We start from the raw sequence: 16,251 nt of genomic DNA, 5'->3' as shown, positions 1-16,251 counted from the left end.
AAGAATTACGTGTGATCTAGCTATTAGTTTGCAACTAAAGTCGTCTATGCACTAGTAAATGCGATGCCCCTCAATATATATTTAGAGCCGGAAAATATAACGTCACAACTGGTTACATTTTCTATGGGTGCTAACATTTAGGCTACGGGGGTGTGCCGTTAGAGCCCAGATAACTCTAATAATCTTTCAGGAGCATAAACATGTTTAAGAACCTTTTTGCGAACCTGCAAAAAGTCGGTAAGGCTCTGATGCTACCAGTATCAGTTCTTCCGGTTGCGGGTATCCTACTTGGTGTAGGTGCAGCTCACTTAAGCTTCATCCCAGAAATCGTTTCTAACCTAATGGAACAAGCTGGTGGCTCAGTATTCGGCCAGATGGCACTACTATTCGCGGTAGGTGTTGCGCTTGGTTTCACAAATAACGACGGTGTAGCGGGTCTTGCTGCAATCGTTGGTTACGGCATCATGGTTGCTACGCTAAGCGTAATGGCTGGCATCATGGGTGTTGAGAAGATCGATACAGGCGTACTTGGTGGTATCCTTGTTGGTGGTGTGGCTGCTTGGGCATTCAACCGTTTCTTCAAAATCCAACTTCCAGAGTACCTAGGTTTCTTCGCTGGTAAGCGTGCAGTGCCAATCATCACTGGTTTCGCAGCGATCCTACTAGGTGTTGTTCTTTCAGTTGTATGGCCACCTGTTGGCGGTGCAATCTCTGCATTCTCTGATTGGGCTGCACACCAAAACCCAGAACTAGCGTTCGGTATCTACGGTGTTGTTGAGCGTACGCTAATCCCATTCGGTCTACACCACGTGTGGAACGTACCATTCTTCTTTGAAGCAGGTACTTGTGTTAACGCAGCAGGCGAAACTCAAAACGGCGTTCTAACTTGTTACCTAGTAGCAGACGAAGCATCTCGCGCAGCGGGTAACGGCTTTGGTCAGCTAGCTGGCGGTTACATGTTCAAGATGTTCGGTCTACCAGCTGCAGCAATCGCAATTGCTCACTGTGCTAAACCAGAGAACCGCGCGAAAGTTATGGGTATCATGGCGTCAGCAGCTCTGACTTCATTCCTAACTGGTATTACTGAGCCTATCGAATTCTCATTCCTATTCGTAGCGCCTGTACTATACGCAATCCACGCTCTACTAGCGGGTTCTGCTTACGTTGTTGCTAACACTCTTGGCTTTGTACACGGTACATCATTCTCGCACGGTCTAATTGACTTCCTAGTTCTATCTGGCCACGCTCAGAAGATGGGTCTAATGATCGCTGTTGGTCTAGTGTACGCAGTTATCTACTACGTAGTATTCCGTACAGTAATCACTGCTCTTAACCTTAAGACTCCTGGTCGTGAAGACGAAACTGAAGATGCGTCTGTAGCAACATCAGGTTCTGACCTAGCTGGCGAACTCGTTGCGGCATTCGGTGGTAAAGAAAACATCACTGGTCTAGATGCATGTATCACTCGTCTACGTGTTGCAGTTGCTGATACAGCAGCGGTTGACCAAGACCAACTTAAGAAACTAGGTGCGGCAGGTGTCGTAGTAGTTGCAGGTGGTGTTCAAGCTATCTTCGGTACTAAATCTGACAACCTAAAAACAGATATGGATGAGTGGATTCGTAACCACTAATTCAACAAGATAATACCTTCCCCTATAGGTATCTTCTAAAGGAGGCTTCGGCCTCCTTTTCTATTTTCTCAATTCTCTTTTACCGTACGTATCCCGCGTTCCGCTTCTAATCTATCTCATCTCCCAGTTTCACGACCATTAGCATAATTTTTTCGCCTGATTGACTTGGCGCTGACGTCAGCTTTTGACCAACCTTGAGAATACGACCATGGATTTTTCTGTTGGGAGATAGAATGAAAGCGGTAGTGAAGAGCATAGCACTAGGTGCGAGTGCCTTAGGCGTGAGCTTAGCTGTAAAAGCAAATGATCAGCCTGCAACTGATTTGGCAGTTGGTCTAGCGGTGGATAAACAGTTGAGTGTGGTGGTTGAACTCGATGATAAGCTTCGCTTTGTTGTAGGGAACGAAGGTGGCGCATTTGATTACATCGCGAAACGAGGCCAATTTGATACCAAAGAGCCGGTCAGTTGGTATGTGGCTGGTGGTGTTTGGAACGATTGGGATGATGGATTTGGTGTGCGCGTTCCACTCGGTGTGAGCTATCAGGTGAGTAATGGTTGGCATGTGTATGGAGAACTGCAACCTGAACTCGACATGGATGATAGTTGGGAGCTTGGCATTAGTGGTGCATTAGGGGCTAAATATCGATTTTAGTGAGGTCGATTAGAGAACAAAAAAGCCGGCGATTGCCGGCTTTTTTGTTTATTGTGGTTATTGTTTCTTCATGGCACGGTTAATACAGATCGCTGCACCGCCCCAAGTGATTGAAACACCAATAAGCATCATGATAATAGCGCCTAGTGTCATTGTACTGCTTCCTGTGCTGATTTTTTACCAGTGAAGTTGATTGCTAGACCAATCGCCAGCAGCACCAACATTACTACCCAACCTAGAGTTAAATCATAGCCGCCGTAACCGACAGTCATTAGCTCATATAGTTTGCTAACTAGAATTGCGATAAGCATTAGAGGGGTAACAAACTTCAAGCAGATTTCAAACCATTGGCCTACCGAGAAATCTGATTTTGCGTTTACGTATTGGCGTACTTCAGATACTTGTTTCATTAGCCATGCTACTAACGCGATTTCGATAAAGCCACCTAATAGAATACCGACGTTATTTGCAAAGTGGTCAACAAGATCAAGTAGAAGTAGACCTGCGTTGGTCGCGAATGCCATTGATATAACAACGCCAGTACCGACGACTACGTTGGCTGCTTTTTTGCGGCTCCAGTTCAATTTGTCGATCACTGAAGACGTTACTGCTTCCATGATTGAAATGTGTGAGCTCACACCCGCAACGGTCAATGCTAAGAAGAAAACAGGGCCAAGAATATATGGAATTGGCAGAAGGTTAATTGCCGCAGGTAAGGTAACGAAGGCAAGACCAACACCTGAAGATACAACTTCAGTCAGTGGTTTCGCTTGCTCTGCCGCCATGTAACCCAGTACCGAGAAAATCATAATACCGGCAAGAATGGAGAAACCACAGTTAATCAATACCGTCATAAAGGCGTTGTTGGTGATGTCTGATTTCTCTGGCAAGTAGCTAGAGTATGCCAGCATAATTGCAAAGCCGATACTTAGGGTAAAGAAGATTTGACCGTATGCCGCAGCCCAAACTTTTAGATTCCAGATTTTGCTGAAGTCTGGAGCGAACATGTAGTTCAGACCTTCAACCGCACCTGGCAGCATGATTACACGACCGATTAGGATCAATACCATGATAAAGAGCACTGGCATCATGATTTTAGAGGCGCGTTCAATCCCTGCTTTTACGCCGCTAACGATAGCAGCATAGGTAATACCCCAAGCAATCAACATTGCGATAGCGATCTTCCACTGAATGCTACCCAGTTCAGTCGGAGAACCACTTAACTGTAGGTATTCTTCAAAGAAAAATTTGTTGGTGTCTGTCCCCCAGCTTTGGGTAAACGACATACCCAAGTAAGAGATAGACCAACCGATGATCGCGATGTAATAAACAGCGATCACCGCCGCAACACCGACTTGGAACCAGCCCAACCATTCAAATTTTGAATTGATTGATGCTAGTGTTTTCGGTGCGCTACCACGGTATTTCTGACCAAGGCTAAATTCCAAAATCATAAATGGAATACCCGCGGTGATCATGGCAAAAAGGTAAGGGATAAAAAAGGCGCCACCACCATTTTCGTAGGCCATATATGGGAAACGCCAGATGTTACCCAAACCGATAGCAGATCCGACTGCCGCTAAGATAAATCCAGCACGGGATCCCCATTGTTCTCGCTTCATAATTACAACTCCCTGAATATGAAGTATTTCATAGGCTCAATGGCCAATCATGATGTGCAATTAGCTTCGTCTATGGTTAATAGGCTGACGGTTGCTATATCATCCATGATATGGCGCATGTTTGGTTTTTATTTCAATTTTTCACTATGGTGATTTATAGTTTTGTTTATTGCGATGTGTGAGTGCAAAACTGAAACAATCACTGCATATGAGCAGAGATTAACTCGTAAAATTTGTAATGGCAATATATTGTAATGTTTGTTTTTGCTTTAAGTATGTCGTACTAAGTTGTTTATTTGGGTCTGGTAGTGAATGAGAGTGGTGTTTTTGTTAAATGTTTATACAAAAACTAGTTTATTTTCGATATGCCAAAGAATACTTTCATTTGATTGAAAGACGATATGTCTGAATTATTGCAGCCCAACTCTGAATTTTGTTGTTTTACCCTAATCAAGATGAAATTCAGAGTTCAGCCAGTAGCGATTGGATGTGGTAAAAACTAGAAGTGCATAACAACACCAAAACTCATCGTGAATTGATTCATCCAATCTGATTTAAATTGAATAACACAATCTGCGTTCGCGCCAGCAGGTAGGTTGCACGCCGCTCTAGAATCACTATCGACAACCGTTCCCAACCAGCGAAATTGGGTATTAAAGCTCACATTTTGCGCGAGCGGATAGTCGAAACCGCCGAAAATGCTGGTTGCAAATCCTAAGTTGTTATCTACCCAGTCAGCACTTGCGTATGACATTCCAACCCCAATGCCGATATATGGGGCAACTTGCATTGGCGTCTCATAATACAAACTGCTTTGTAGCATCAAATATTGCATTTCAGCCTCTAAGGCTATCTCTTCTACCTCGCTTGATTGATAGGAGTAAAATAAACCTAGCCGGCCAGTTTGATAATCGGTTTCTACAGATAGGGCATAACTTGCCGAAGGGTCAATATCGTATCTGTGATCTTGGTTAGTTTCGACTTCACCGCCACCGGTAAAACCAATCCAAGGAGCTAGGTAGACTTGTGCTTGAGCGAAAGGGATAAACACCAAAGTGAGCATAACCGTTGAGACATATCGATAGATAACCTTCATGAGCATCTCCTTGCTTATGTGTTGGGCGCGATTGTGATATTAACATCATATTTGTGTTTAAAAAACACATAATTTGAGTGTTTTACGATCAGGTGTTATTTTTTGTATATAACAAAGGAGGTGTTTATGGAACTCGATCTCAAATATGCCCTACTGATCACTACGATTGTTTTTGCTGTCCTCATTGGTTTTGGCGTGATTGCGATAGCAACCGCATAAGTGAACCGTAGTTATGACTAATAGCGGTGTCATTACCAACACTGCAAGCTCGGTGAATACCGATCGACTGTCTAAATACACCAGTGGTACTCGTGCCTTAGTTGCACAGGGTGGTGGCCAAAGAGGCATCTTTACTGCTGGGGTATTAGACGCCTTCCTATTGTCTGATTTTGACCCTTTTCATCGTTTTTATGGTACATCGGCAGGTGCGCTAAATCTTGCTGCTTTTTTGTGTCGACAAAAAGGCATTGGTCGATCATTTATCCTCGATCTCACCACCTCATCTGAGTTTTTCCATCTGTTTAGCTATATTCGTCGTAAGCAATATTTAGGATTAGATTGGGCACTGGATAAAATATGCGACTACCCGTATCGGTTGGATGTCGATTTGGGAAGGCGAGTTCTAGGGCAGCGGCAAGCCTATGCGGCTGTGACGGACTCATCACTGTTAATTGATCGCTACCTACCCATGCTGAGTCACGATTGGAAACAAGTGTTGATTGCCAGTTGCGCGATTCCTCGTTTATATGAGCGTGAAGTAGAATTTGCTCATGGACGTTATATTGATGGCGGAGTTTCGGCTTCTATTCCTGTGCAGGAAGCGTGGCGCCAAGGGTCGCGTTGTATTGTGGTGATTCGTACCGAAGGGGACGAGGTGCCAACGCCAGAACCATTGGTGGCCGATAACGAGAATATAGAATGGTATCGCGACTCGTTCAATTTAGTTCAAGAGCACTGGCAGCAAAAATTGAATCAGTGGAAAGCGGATTGGAATGATTTTTTCAATGATCGCATTCAACGTTCTAGAGAGCAAAAGAAGCAAGCGCAGCTGTTAGCCTCGCTTAACGGTGGGCGCTGGTTGTTTGGTGCTGATGACATTTATCGTGTCAGCCACATGCTCGGTGAGAATTTTGATTCAAGTTTGATGGATATGTTGATGGTGCATTACCAAACGTACTCATTAACTCGCGAGTTTTTGCATACTCCTCCGGACGATTGTTTTATCGTTCAAGTAAAACCTGCTCAACCATTGCTTTCGAGTTCTCTCATGAGTAGCCGTGAAGATCTGTTACACGACTATCAACTTGGACTCGATGCAGGCTTTCGTTGTGTTGAGACCTTTGAATTGAGTGGATTATCTCGGTTGAACTGGCCATTTCCGCAAGGATGAGACTTCGATGTAACGCATATATTTCTTTGCAAACGCTGTGATTGCGAGTGTTGTACTGTGTTTGTAGTCGAAAAATCCATATTTTTCACAACGCAAAATAACGTCGTCGCGTGACAAAAAATTACTTCGCGATATGACAAGCTACACAAACAATTAGGATTATACGTGATGCTGGTCACGGCGATTTATCAAGGGGCTTCACAATTACTTCGCAAAGTAAAAAAATTACTTTGTTGTCGATTCTCGGAGTTTTCTTTATGTACATGGCTCAACCAGGCCATATTGATCATATAAAGCAGGTCAATGCCGGCCGTGTATATAAGCTTATTGATCAGCAAGGGCCAATTTCTCGAATCGATCTATCCAAAGAGAGTGAGCTTGCACCAGCAAGTATCACCAAAATCACCCGTGAGTTGATAGAAGCTCACTTGATCCATGAAACCACAGTACAAGAAGCGATCAGTCGTGGTCGTCCTGCCGTTGGTCTGCAAGTCAACAATGAAGGTTGGCAGTTTTTGTCAATGCGCTTAGGTCGTGGTTATCTGACTATCGCTTTGCATGAGCTCGGTGGTGATGTCTTAATCGATACTAAAATTGATATTCATGAAATTGATCAAGAGGACGTTTTAGCGCGTCTGCTGCATGAAATTGAAGACTTCTTCCAAACCTATTCAGATCAGTTGGATCGTGTTACCAGTATCGCGATTACTTTGCCCGGTTTAGTGAACTCTGAGCAAGGCATCGTATTGCAAATGCCGCACTACAATGTAGAGAACCTTGCGCTTGGCCCCGAGATTTACAAAGCAACTGGATTGCCAGTCTTTGTTGCCAACGATACGCGTGCTTGGGCGTTGGCGGAAAAACTGTTTGGTCACTCTCAAGAAAATGATAACTCGGTGTTGATCTCTATTCACCATGGTTTAGGTGCAGGTATTATTCTTGATGGTCGCGTACTGCAAGGTCGACATGGCAATATCGGGGAGCTAGGGCATATTCAAATCGATCCGCATGGCAAGTTATGTCATTGTGGTAATCGAGGTTGCCTAGAAACTGTGGCGAGTTCGCAAGCCATTCGTAGTGAAGTGACTGAGCGTATCGCCAAGGGTGAGCCGTCTGTTTTGGCGGATATTGAAGATGTTTCCGTTGAAGATATCTGTGAAGCTGCGATTAACGGCGATGCGTTAGCGATCGATGTGATTGAAAAATTGGGTCAATATTTGGGTGCAGCCGCTGCGTTAATGATCAATTTATTTAATCCAGAAAATTCTGATTGGTGGGTAATTAACCAAGCGAAGAGCATACTTTACCCAGCCATTCAAAAATGCATTAAAGAACAAAGTTTACCCGTTTATCATCAAGATTTAGAGCTTGTGGAATCTCGGTTCTATAAACAAGCAACCATGACTGGTGCGGCACTCGTAAAACAAGCACTGTACGATGGATTATTGCTAATGAAAGTGCTAGAAGGGTAAGAGGCTATCTCATTGTTCAGAGTCACGATTGTGTCGTTTGTCAAAGAGGTATCAAGCTTGGTGTAGTCTAGATAACTGTTGTAGAGATTCGATATGACCATGACTGGAGTATTAAATACGGTAGACCAACGAACCAAATTAGTTGGTGAAAACCGTTTGGAATTATTGTTATTTAGTTTAAATAGTCGCCAGCTTTTTGCGATTAACGTATTTAAAGTTCGCGAAGTGATTAAAGTCCCTCCGTTGACTAAGCTTCCTGGTACGCACTACAACATCAAAGGTGTGGCAACGTTACGTGGAACAGCGGTACCAATTATTGATCTACGTGCGGCGATTGGCTTTCCGCCATCTCGCTTAGAGAAACCCGAAGAAAATCTTATCATTACCGAGTATAACCGTACGGTTCAGGGCTTTTTAGTCGGTCAAGTGCGTAATATCGTGAATACCACTTGGAGTGATATTCAACCACCACCGAAAACGGCTGGACGTTCAAATTACCTGACAGCAATTTCGCGCATCAAAGATGGTGACGGTGAACAAATCATTGAAATTATCGACGTTGAAAAAGTACTGGCTGAAATTATCGATTATGACGTATCAATTTCAGAAGGCGTGTTAGACGAAGACTTAACTGCGCAAATGATAGGTCGTAAGGTATTAATTGTTGATGACTCGTCGACCGCTCGTTCGCAAGTACGTGGGACGCTATCACAACTAGGTTTAGATATTATCGAGTGCTGTGATGGTTTACAGGCTCTGCGTTTACTGCAGTCATGGGCTGATGAAGGCAGAGACGTTACCCAAGAACTCTTGCTGATGATAACCGACGCAGAAATGCCAGAGATGGATGGCTACAAGCTAACCGCTGAGATACGCCACGATCCTCGAATGAAAGACCTGCATGTGGTTTTGAATACCTCGCTGAGTGGTAGTTTTAATGATGCGATGGTGAAAAAGGTGGGTTGTGACCGTTTTATCTCAAAATTCCAGCCTGATTTGTTGGTTGAGGTGACACAAAACCGCCTGAAAACAGTACTTGGTATTGACTAAATCAATCTATATCAGTGAATTGAAAAGGGAGCGAGTGCTCCCTTTTTTGATCGCATCATGCTCAGTGAAAATCACGCGATTTACTCTCTAGCCCTTGCAGTGTTTCCGTCAGATCTTCTAAGCGCCCGGCGATGATATGCGTCACTTCTCCTTCCCGTTCGAGAATACCTTTAACGCGCAGTATTTTCGCCGTTAAATACGCCTTTTGCTGCGCTCGTGCGGTTGCTTGCCACACCACGACATTGATGTTGCCGGTATCATCTTCAAGAGTGAAGAAGGTGACACCCGCGGCGGTTCCGGGTGATTGCCTGCCCGTTACCACGCCAATCACTGTTACCAATGATTGATGGCGTTTTTCTGCCAGTTGAGCTTTACGAGTAAAGCGGCCCAATAGACCCGCTTGGTCGAGTAAAGTGATCGGATGTTGGGTCAGGGATAGCCCAGTGGCGGAGTAATCTTCCAATAGCGTTTGTAGATTGCTTGGTTCTCGAATCATATGCTCTGATGTGGGTTCTTCGAGATGCTCAAATAGGGGCAAATCTGACAAGGTATCCATCATCGACCAGCGCGCTTGATAGCGGTTGTTGGCAATGGCTTGCATGGCATTGGCTGAAGCGAGCAACTCGATATCACGGCGATTGAGGCCTATATGTTTAAGCTGACTTGGATGACTAAAGCCGCGGTTACCACGAGCATGAATTAGCTGTTTGGTACTTTCTTGGCTCAAGCCTTTGATTTGTCTGAATCCGAGTCGTAGTGCAAAGCCATTTTGCATCGCCACAACTTGGTGATCATAGAGTGATTGGTTGACGCACACAGGTAGAATTGTCACTCCATGGCGTTTGGCATCCTGTACCAGTTGTGAGGCGCTATAAAAGCCCATAGGTAGACTATTAAGTAGCGCAGTATAAAACGCCTCTGGATAATAGAATTTAAGCCAAGCAGAGCAGTAGGCGAGTACGGCAAATGAGGCGGAATGGCTTTCCGGAAAACCATATTCACCAAAGCCAAGAATTTGATCGAAAATACGCTCGGCAAACTCAGCTTGATAGCCCCGGCTAAGCATGCCCTCAATGAGCTTGGTTCTAAATTTCACTAAGTCGCCATTTTTCTTCCATGCCGCCATTGCTCGGCGCAGTTGGTCTGCTTCACCGCCGCTAAAGCCTGCTGCGACCATTGCCAACTTGATCACTTGCTCTTGGAAAATGGGTACGCCCATCGTGCGCTCTAGCACTTGCTTCACTTCTTCAGAAGGGTAGCTAATCGGCTCTTCACCATTACGTCGTTTTAGAAACGGGTGCACCATATCGCCTTGAATTGGGCCTGGGCGAACAATTGCAATTTGAATCACCAAATCATAGTAACTGGCCGGTTTTAGCCTTGGTAGCATGCTCATCTGTGCACGTGACTCAATTTGGAATACGCCTACTGTATCCGCGCGCTGAATCATGCCATAGACATTAGCATCATCTTGACGGCGAGTGATTTCAGCCAGCGTTAGCCGTTCACCATGAAAGCGCTCGACCAGTTCAAAGCATTTACGAATAGCACTTAGCATGCCGAGTGCAAGCACATCGACTTTAAGCAGGGCTAGACTTTCGAGATCATCTTTATCCCATTGAATTACAGTGCGATCCGGCATGGCTGCATTTTCAACGGGCACCAATTCATACAAAGGTCCGGCGGAAATCACAAAGCCACCCACATGTTGCGAAAGATGGCGTGGCACACCGATGATTTCATTGACCAGATAAATAAACTGCTCACCTTTGAGTGATGTTGGCTCGATACCAAGTTGTACTAACTGTGCTTGCCAACCTTGTGCTCGGTCGCGGCGGTTGATGTTTTTGATAAAGTAATCGAGTTGGCTCTCTTCAATGCCCAAAGCTTTGCCTACGTCACGCAGGGCACTTTTAAAACGGTACGAGATCACGGTTGCGGCAAGCGCTGCCCGCTCACGGCCATACTTTTGATAGATATACTGAATGACTTCTTCACGGCGTTGGTGCTCGAAATCAACATCAATATCGGGCGGCTCATCGCGCTCTTTGCTAATAAAGCGTTCAAACAAGACTGAGATCTGACGTGGGTCGACCGAAGTAATTTCAAGGCAATAACAAACCACCGAGTTGGCGGCGGATCCGCGGCCTTGGTAGAGAATGCGTTGCCTTTTGGCAAACATCACAATGTCATGAATAGTTAAGAAGTAAAACGGGTAATTTAACTCCTCAATTAAGCTCAGCTCTTTTTCGATGGTTTGTTCAATCTCTAAAGGTACGCCATCAGGAAAGCGTAGTCGTTTGCCTTTTGCGACCAATTTACGTAGGTAGCTCATTGGCGTTTCCCCATTGGGGATCAACTCGCTTGGATACTGATATTGTAATTCGGCCAGACTAAACTGACAGCGCTGTGCAATCTTGACACTTTCTGCGAGCCATTCAGGTTTAAATATTTTACTGAGTTTATCGATGCTACGTAGTGAACGCTCGGTATTGACCAGCAAATGCTGAGCCAAAGAATCAATGCTGCCGCCGTGTTTAATTGCAGTCAGTGTGTGTTGCAGCGGCAAACGGGTGGCCGTGTGCATTAACACGCCCCCACAAGCGGTGATGGGCAATTGCAGCTCAGTGGCCAGTGATTGGCAATGATTGAGGTAATGATGGTCATTAGCACCAAGGTGGCGCTGCACGCCTAGCCACAAGCGATGTTGATGATGCTGAGTCAACCATTGCCCCCACTTAGTATCATGAGGTTGTGCGGTCGGCAGCCATAACACCAAGCAGTGACGAATCGACATCAAATCCCACTCTGAGAGTTGATAGTTACCTTTATCACTGCGTCGACGAGCATTGGTGATGATACGACAGAGTTCAGCATAGGCCTGACGGTTTGGGCATAACAACACCACTTGGCACTCTTGGTTAAGCCAAAACATACTGCCAATAATCAGCTTAACACCAAGCTGGTGGTTTTTTATTGAAGTATGGGCGCGCACCACGCCTGCCACGGAGCACTCATCCGTGATGGCGAGCGAGTGATAGCGGAGAAAGTCTGCTTGGAGGATCAATTCTTCGGCATGAGAAGCACCGGTTAAGAATGAAAAATTACTCTGACAAAAGAGTTCAGCATAAGGCATGGCTCTCACCCTGTTTAACTATACTGGCCGTGGAGAAACCACTGCTTATCCTGATTGCGGAAAATCCATAACCAGCGTCCTTGCTGGCTACGAGCAATAAAATAATCGCGAGTAATATCATGACCATCCCACCAACCGGTAACAAAACGCTCTGGCCCTTGAACAATTAAGACTTTCTCTTGCAGCGGCTCAGGGTTTGGTAAAATAAAACTCGGGCGATTGGTGGCGCAAACAGGTGGCTTTACAGCGTCAAACTGCGGCAATGGCAAGGTTGGGTCACAAAGTTGGGTGGCATTTTCTGGGCGAGGATCGTTACTTAAAGAGACTTTACGCACTTGTTGTTGACCAAGTTTCGCTTGGAGTAAACCAATCAACTCAAGCGGTGTTTGTGCGCCTTGTTGGCGATTAAACATATCTTGGCTGGTGGCCTCTAACCCACCTGAACGGACAATACTTAAAGTCAGCCCTTGCACCGGGGCATTAATCTGTAGCGACTCCAATCTCAACTGACACAACGTGAGCCAATCTTTTGCTAAATAACTGCCTGTTGCCGAGGTGAAATCGACCGTGCTGGTTTGATTATCACGTTGGTGCAGGGTGAGCTGTAATTCATAAGCCACTTGATTGCGTAGCGTGAGGAACTGCTCAAGCGCATTGAGTTGTTTGGTTAACGGCTTAATCAACCACTGTACGTTTTCTATTTCATACAGTAATTCTAAAAAGCGCTGAAATCGTTCAGGAGGATGATAAAAATCCACAGGGTGCTTAAATTGACCGAGTAATCTACCGACATAGTTGACCAGATCAATATCAAAACGACGAGCAAGATCTGGCATGGGTAAACATAACAATTGCTCTAGAGTATGAATCCCCACTCGCTGCAAAGCACTGACCTGCTTTTCTGCCAATTCGGTACTGGTAATGGGTAAGACTTGTAGCCTTTCGAGTAGTTTCTGCTTGTCGTTACAAATGAACATAGCTGCTGATTTCGCAAGCAAAATTGCCGAATAGGGAGAGAACCCGGTTGCAAACTGATAGTGGTAGTTAAGCTGGTTGAGATGCTGAGAGAGCGTTTGCCAATAGGCCTCAAGCCCTCCATATAAGCTCAGCATATTGCTGATTTTAAGTAAAATACCTTGTGGAGGTACGATCACGATGTCAGAGGTGACCAAATAAAGCCACTGCGCGATATCCAGCAGAGTTTGCTGTTCTACTTTGGCATTGTATGGGTGTACTTGTAGCTGGTGGCATAGCGCGCTGGCACTACCTAAGCCCATACCACATTGAATACCTAATTCGAGAGCGACGGAGTTAGCTTGTACGATTTGAAATCGTCGCCCATCAACCACCACGATAGCCGCATTGTCATCTTCATTAACTGAATCGGGTTGAGCTTGGTTTTGCCCAGCGAAGAGCGCATCGAGCTGTAAAGTCGGAAAATGAAGGTAAAGCCACAACTGCATAGACTAACCTTGCTTACGCAGTGGAAATGGAATCACCACAGATTCATCAGCGGTAATCGCAAATTGTGGCCAGTGCGAGCGCATGTCCAGAACAAAACTACCATGTGACCAGCCGCCTTTACGTTTGGTTATCGTGATGTTTAAGCCGTGGTTATGGGGCTCTAAACGCATGCTTAAACTTACTGGCAGTGAAAATACTCCGTGTTGGCTTGGCTTAAATAGAAACTGTAAGCACTGGCCAGCCTCACTGGCGACTTGTAAGCGGCGTGCTTGATGGACTTCGAGCTCTTGATGCCAAAGCAGAACATTTGCACAAGCGCCACTTTTTAGGCATTGCTCCGCAGCCCACAGTGCATGGCGAGGGTTGTCAGGATAGATCAGTAAGATTTGGTTGAGATCGAAACCTTGCTCGACCAACATTTGTGCGCATAGGTAGCCAGGAGGCTGAATAAAGACGCTCATACGTTGTTGGTGATTACTTAATAGGTGTGGCAGCAGTAATCTTAGCTCGCCAATGCCCAAGTCGGTTTGCAGTTCGATAACGCCATGTTTGGGAAAACCGCCCTCAAGCTTCGTATCGAGCAGGGCATAGCCAGTAGAATAGGCATCGCTTGGCTGTTGCTGGGCGTTACCGTGCCATAACCAATGTTTTTGTTTTAGGTGCTCAATAAGTTCGGACATAGGCGCAGTGTGAATAATTAACTGTACATTTATACAGTATAAATAATTCCGCTCGCACTGCAATAGCTGTGAAATCAAAAACGCCTTGTATGGTTACAAGGCGCTGATTTATTGTTCGTTATTTCTTTGGCTGAGCGTCAATACACTGACCATGTACAGCTTGACCTTCTGGCGCCATTAGATAGAGGTAGAGTGGCATAATATCCAGTGGTGTTTTTAGTAAATCGGTATCTTCAGCTGGGTAAGCTTTCGCGCGCATGCCAGTGCGTGTTGCTCCTGGGTTAATTGCATTGACGCGAATGTGGGTATCGCTTAACTCATCAGCAAGGACTTGCATCATGCCCTCTGTTGCGAATTTCGACATCGCATAAGTACCCCAGTAAGCACGACCAATGTGACCTACAGTAGATGATGTAAATACCATACGTGCGTCATCGGATTTATGCAGTAGCGGCAGCAGTGCTTGTGACATCAAAAACTGCGCTTTAACGTTCACTTGCATCACATCGTCATAGCTGTCTTCGCCAATTTGGTCGAATGGGCTGATCACGCCTAACAAGCTTGCGTTGTGTAGCACACCATCTAAACGACCGAACTGGCTTTCAATTGTGTCAGCCATGTCGAGATAGTTTTGTTTGCTGGCGCCTTTCATATCCAAAGGAATAATCGCAGCTTGCGGATAACCAGCAGCTTCAATTTCATCGTAAGTTTGTTCAAGTTTTTTTACGGTGCGACCTAATAGAATCACTGTCGCGCCATGTTGAGCGAAGCTGATCGCCGCTTGTTTACCGATGCCGGCACCAGCGCCGGTAACGAGAATGACTTTATCCTTTAGAGCGTTATCAGCAACTGAATAATTCACGCTATGCTTCCTTATTGTAATGAACTGCTTTTCGTCTTCGTGACAAATGGTTACTAGCGTATACAATACACTAATTCGCACATTGAGAGGATATTTAGCTTGGAATTTTTGTTGGACTACGGCCTGTTTCTGGCCAAGATTGTGACTGTGGTAGTCGCATTGGTTGCGATTTTAATTATTGCCAAAAGCGTTGGTGGCCGTAGTGGTGCACCAAAAGGTGAACTAGAAATCACCAACCTAACTGAACAACACAAACACACGGTTGAACAGTTAGAGCATCATTTGCACGATGACGCTTTCCTAAAAGCTCGCGATAAAGCTGAGAAAAAACAAGATAAAGAGAAAAACAAAGCGCGCGAGAAAGAAATTAAGCAAGCTGCCAAAGAAGGCGAGTTAGAAAACAAACGCGATCCGCATCTATTTGTTCTGGATTTTAAAGGCAGCATTGATGCGAAAGAAGTGGCGTCACTGCGTGAAGAAGTCACGGCGATTTTGGCGGTTGCCCGTGAAGGTGATGAAGTACTGCTACGCCTTGAGTCTGGTGGCGGTATGGTGCATGGCTATGGTCTGGCATCATCACAACTTGATCGTCTAAAAGCGGCGGGTTTGCCATTGACTATTTCTGTCGACAAAGTGGCAGCCAGTGGCGGTTACATGATGGCGTGTATTGCCGATAAGATCGTCTCGGCACCGTTTGCCATTGTTGGCTCAATTGGTGTGATTGCACAGTTGCCAAACTTTAATAAGGTATTGAAAAAATACGATATTGAGTACGAGCAAATCACAGCTGGTGAATTTAAGCGCACCCTAACAATGTTTGGTGAAAATACCGATAAAGCGCGTGATAAGTTCAAACAAGAGCTAGAAGAAACGCACGTACTGTTTAAAGATTTTATTCGTGAGCGTCGCCCAGATCTTGAACTTGAAAAGGTGGCCACCGGTGAGCATTGGTTTGGTACTCAAGCTTTGGCTTTAGGTCTAGTGGATGAAATCAAAACCTCAGACGATCTTGTGGTTGAAGCTTGTAAAGACAAAACGGTGCTAGCCGTTCACTATGTTGAGAAGAAGAAAATTACGTCTAAACTTGCTGCGCTGATGGGCGAAGCAGCAGACAACGTATTGATGAAGCTTATTGATCGTGGCCAGCGCCCGATTATGTAAGCGAAATATCGACGACGAGCCGCTCAAGTGAGCG

14 protein-coding genes are annotated in these 16,251 nt (G+C 45.3%); 7 read left to right on the top strand and 7 right to left on the bottom strand.

What is annotated here, in order from left to right:
- Positions 1–200: 200 nt before the first annotated feature.
- Together ptsG and Vt282_RS08965 are read left to right on the top strand one after the other, a co-directional pair.
- Positions 201–1,631 carry a PTS glucose transporter subunit IIBC gene (gene ptsG, locus Vt282_RS08970; protein ID WP_162063186.1) on the top strand — a complete coding sequence of 477 codons (1,431 nt, stop codon included), beginning with the start codon at positions 201–203 and terminating at the stop codon, positions 1,629–1,631.
- A 233-nt stretch (positions 1,632–1,864) separates the two neighbouring features.
- A complete protein-coding gene (locus Vt282_RS08965) occupies positions 1,865–2,284 on the top strand; it encodes a hypothetical protein (protein ID WP_162063185.1) in 420 nt (139 codons plus the stop codon).
- Positions 2,285–2,341: 57 nt separating this feature from the next.
- Here Vt282_RS08965 and Vt282_RS08960 read toward each other — a convergent pair whose 3' ends face one another.
- From Vt282_RS08960 to Vt282_RS08950, 3 genes are all read right to left on the bottom strand, one after another.
- A complete protein-coding gene (locus tag Vt282_RS08960) occupies positions 2,342–2,437 on the bottom strand; it encodes a MetS family NSS transporter small subunit (RefSeq protein ID WP_162063184.1) in 96 nt (31 codons plus the stop codon).
- On the bottom strand, positions 2,434–3,906 hold the full coding sequence (locus Vt282_RS08955) for a sodium-dependent transporter (RefSeq protein WP_162063183.1): 1,473 nt from the start codon (positions 3,904–3,906) through the stop codon (positions 2,434–2,436). Before Vt282_RS08955 ends, Vt282_RS08960 begins: the two co-directional genes overlap by 4 nt.
- Positions 3,907–4,405: 499 nt before the next feature.
- Complete coding sequence (locus tag Vt282_RS08950) at positions 4,406–5,002, bottom strand: porin family protein (protein WP_232055044.1); 597 nt, start codon at positions 5,000–5,002, stop codon at positions 4,406–4,408.
- 126 nt (positions 5,003–5,128) lie between these two features.
- Here Vt282_RS08950 and cydH point away from each other — a divergent pair, with 126 nt between their 5' ends.
- From cydH to Vt282_RS08930, 4 genes are all read left to right on the top strand, one after another.
- Positions 5,129–5,221 carry a cytochrome bd-I oxidase subunit CydH gene (cydH, locus tag Vt282_RS08945; RefSeq protein ID WP_162046009.1) on the top strand — a complete coding sequence of 31 codons (93 nt, stop codon included), beginning with the start codon at positions 5,129–5,131 and terminating at the stop codon, positions 5,219–5,221.
- A gap of 13 nt (positions 5,222–5,234) precedes the next feature.
- A complete protein-coding gene (locus Vt282_RS08940) occupies positions 5,235–6,392 on the top strand; it encodes a patatin-like phospholipase family protein (RefSeq protein ID WP_162063182.1) in 1,158 nt (385 codons plus the stop codon).
- Positions 6,393–6,649: 257 nt separating this feature from the next.
- Positions 6,650–7,864 (top strand): sugar metabolism global transcriptional regulator Mlc, encoded by a 1,215-nt coding sequence (mlc, locus tag Vt282_RS08935; RefSeq protein ID WP_162063181.1) that lies wholly within the window; start codon positions 6,650–6,652, stop codon positions 7,862–7,864.
- Positions 7,865–7,963: 99 nt separating this feature from the next.
- A complete protein-coding gene (locus Vt282_RS08930) occupies positions 7,964–8,914 on the top strand; it encodes a chemotaxis protein CheV (protein ID WP_162063180.1) in 951 nt (316 codons plus the stop codon).
- Positions 8,915–8,975: 61 nt separating this feature from the next.
- On the opposite strand, the gene Vt282_RS08925 is transcribed toward Vt282_RS08930, so the two are convergent.
- From Vt282_RS08925 to Vt282_RS08910, 4 genes are all read right to left on the bottom strand, one after another.
- A complete protein-coding gene (locus Vt282_RS08925) occupies positions 8,976–12,050 on the bottom strand; it encodes an error-prone DNA polymerase (RefSeq protein WP_162063179.1) in 3,075 nt (1,024 codons plus the stop codon).
- Positions 12,051–12,064: 14 nt separating this feature from the next.
- Positions 12,065–13,513: a Y-family DNA polymerase gene (locus tag Vt282_RS08920; RefSeq protein ID WP_162063178.1), complete on the bottom strand. Its 1,449-nt coding sequence runs from the start codon at positions 13,511–13,513 to the stop codon at positions 12,065–12,067.
- A 3-nt stretch (positions 13,514–13,516) separates the two neighbouring features.
- Positions 13,517–14,194, bottom strand: coding sequence for a translesion DNA synthesis-associated protein ImuA (gene imuA / locus Vt282_RS08915; RefSeq protein WP_162063177.1), 678 nt, complete (start codon positions 14,192–14,194; stop codon positions 13,517–13,519).
- Positions 14,195–14,312: 118 nt separating this feature from the next.
- Entirely contained in the window at positions 14,313–15,056 is a 744-nt protein-coding gene (locus tag Vt282_RS08910; RefSeq protein ID WP_162046014.1) for a YciK family oxidoreductase, read from the bottom strand.
- Positions 15,057–15,155: 99 nt separating this feature from the next.
- Between Vt282_RS08910 and sohB the strand changes: the two genes are divergently transcribed.
- Complete coding sequence (gene sohB, locus Vt282_RS08905; RefSeq protein ID WP_162063176.1) at positions 15,156–16,217, top strand: protease SohB; 1,062 nt, start codon at positions 15,156–15,158, stop codon at positions 16,215–16,217.
- Positions 16,218–16,251: the final 34 nt, after the last annotated feature.

Source organism: Vibrio taketomensis (assembly GCF_009938165.1).
GTDB classification, from domain to species: Bacteria; Pseudomonadota; Gammaproteobacteria; order Enterobacterales; family Vibrionaceae; genus Vibrio; species Vibrio taketomensis.
Note: the sequence above shows the minus strand (reverse complement) of the source record. Positions and strands in the feature narration are given on the sequence as shown.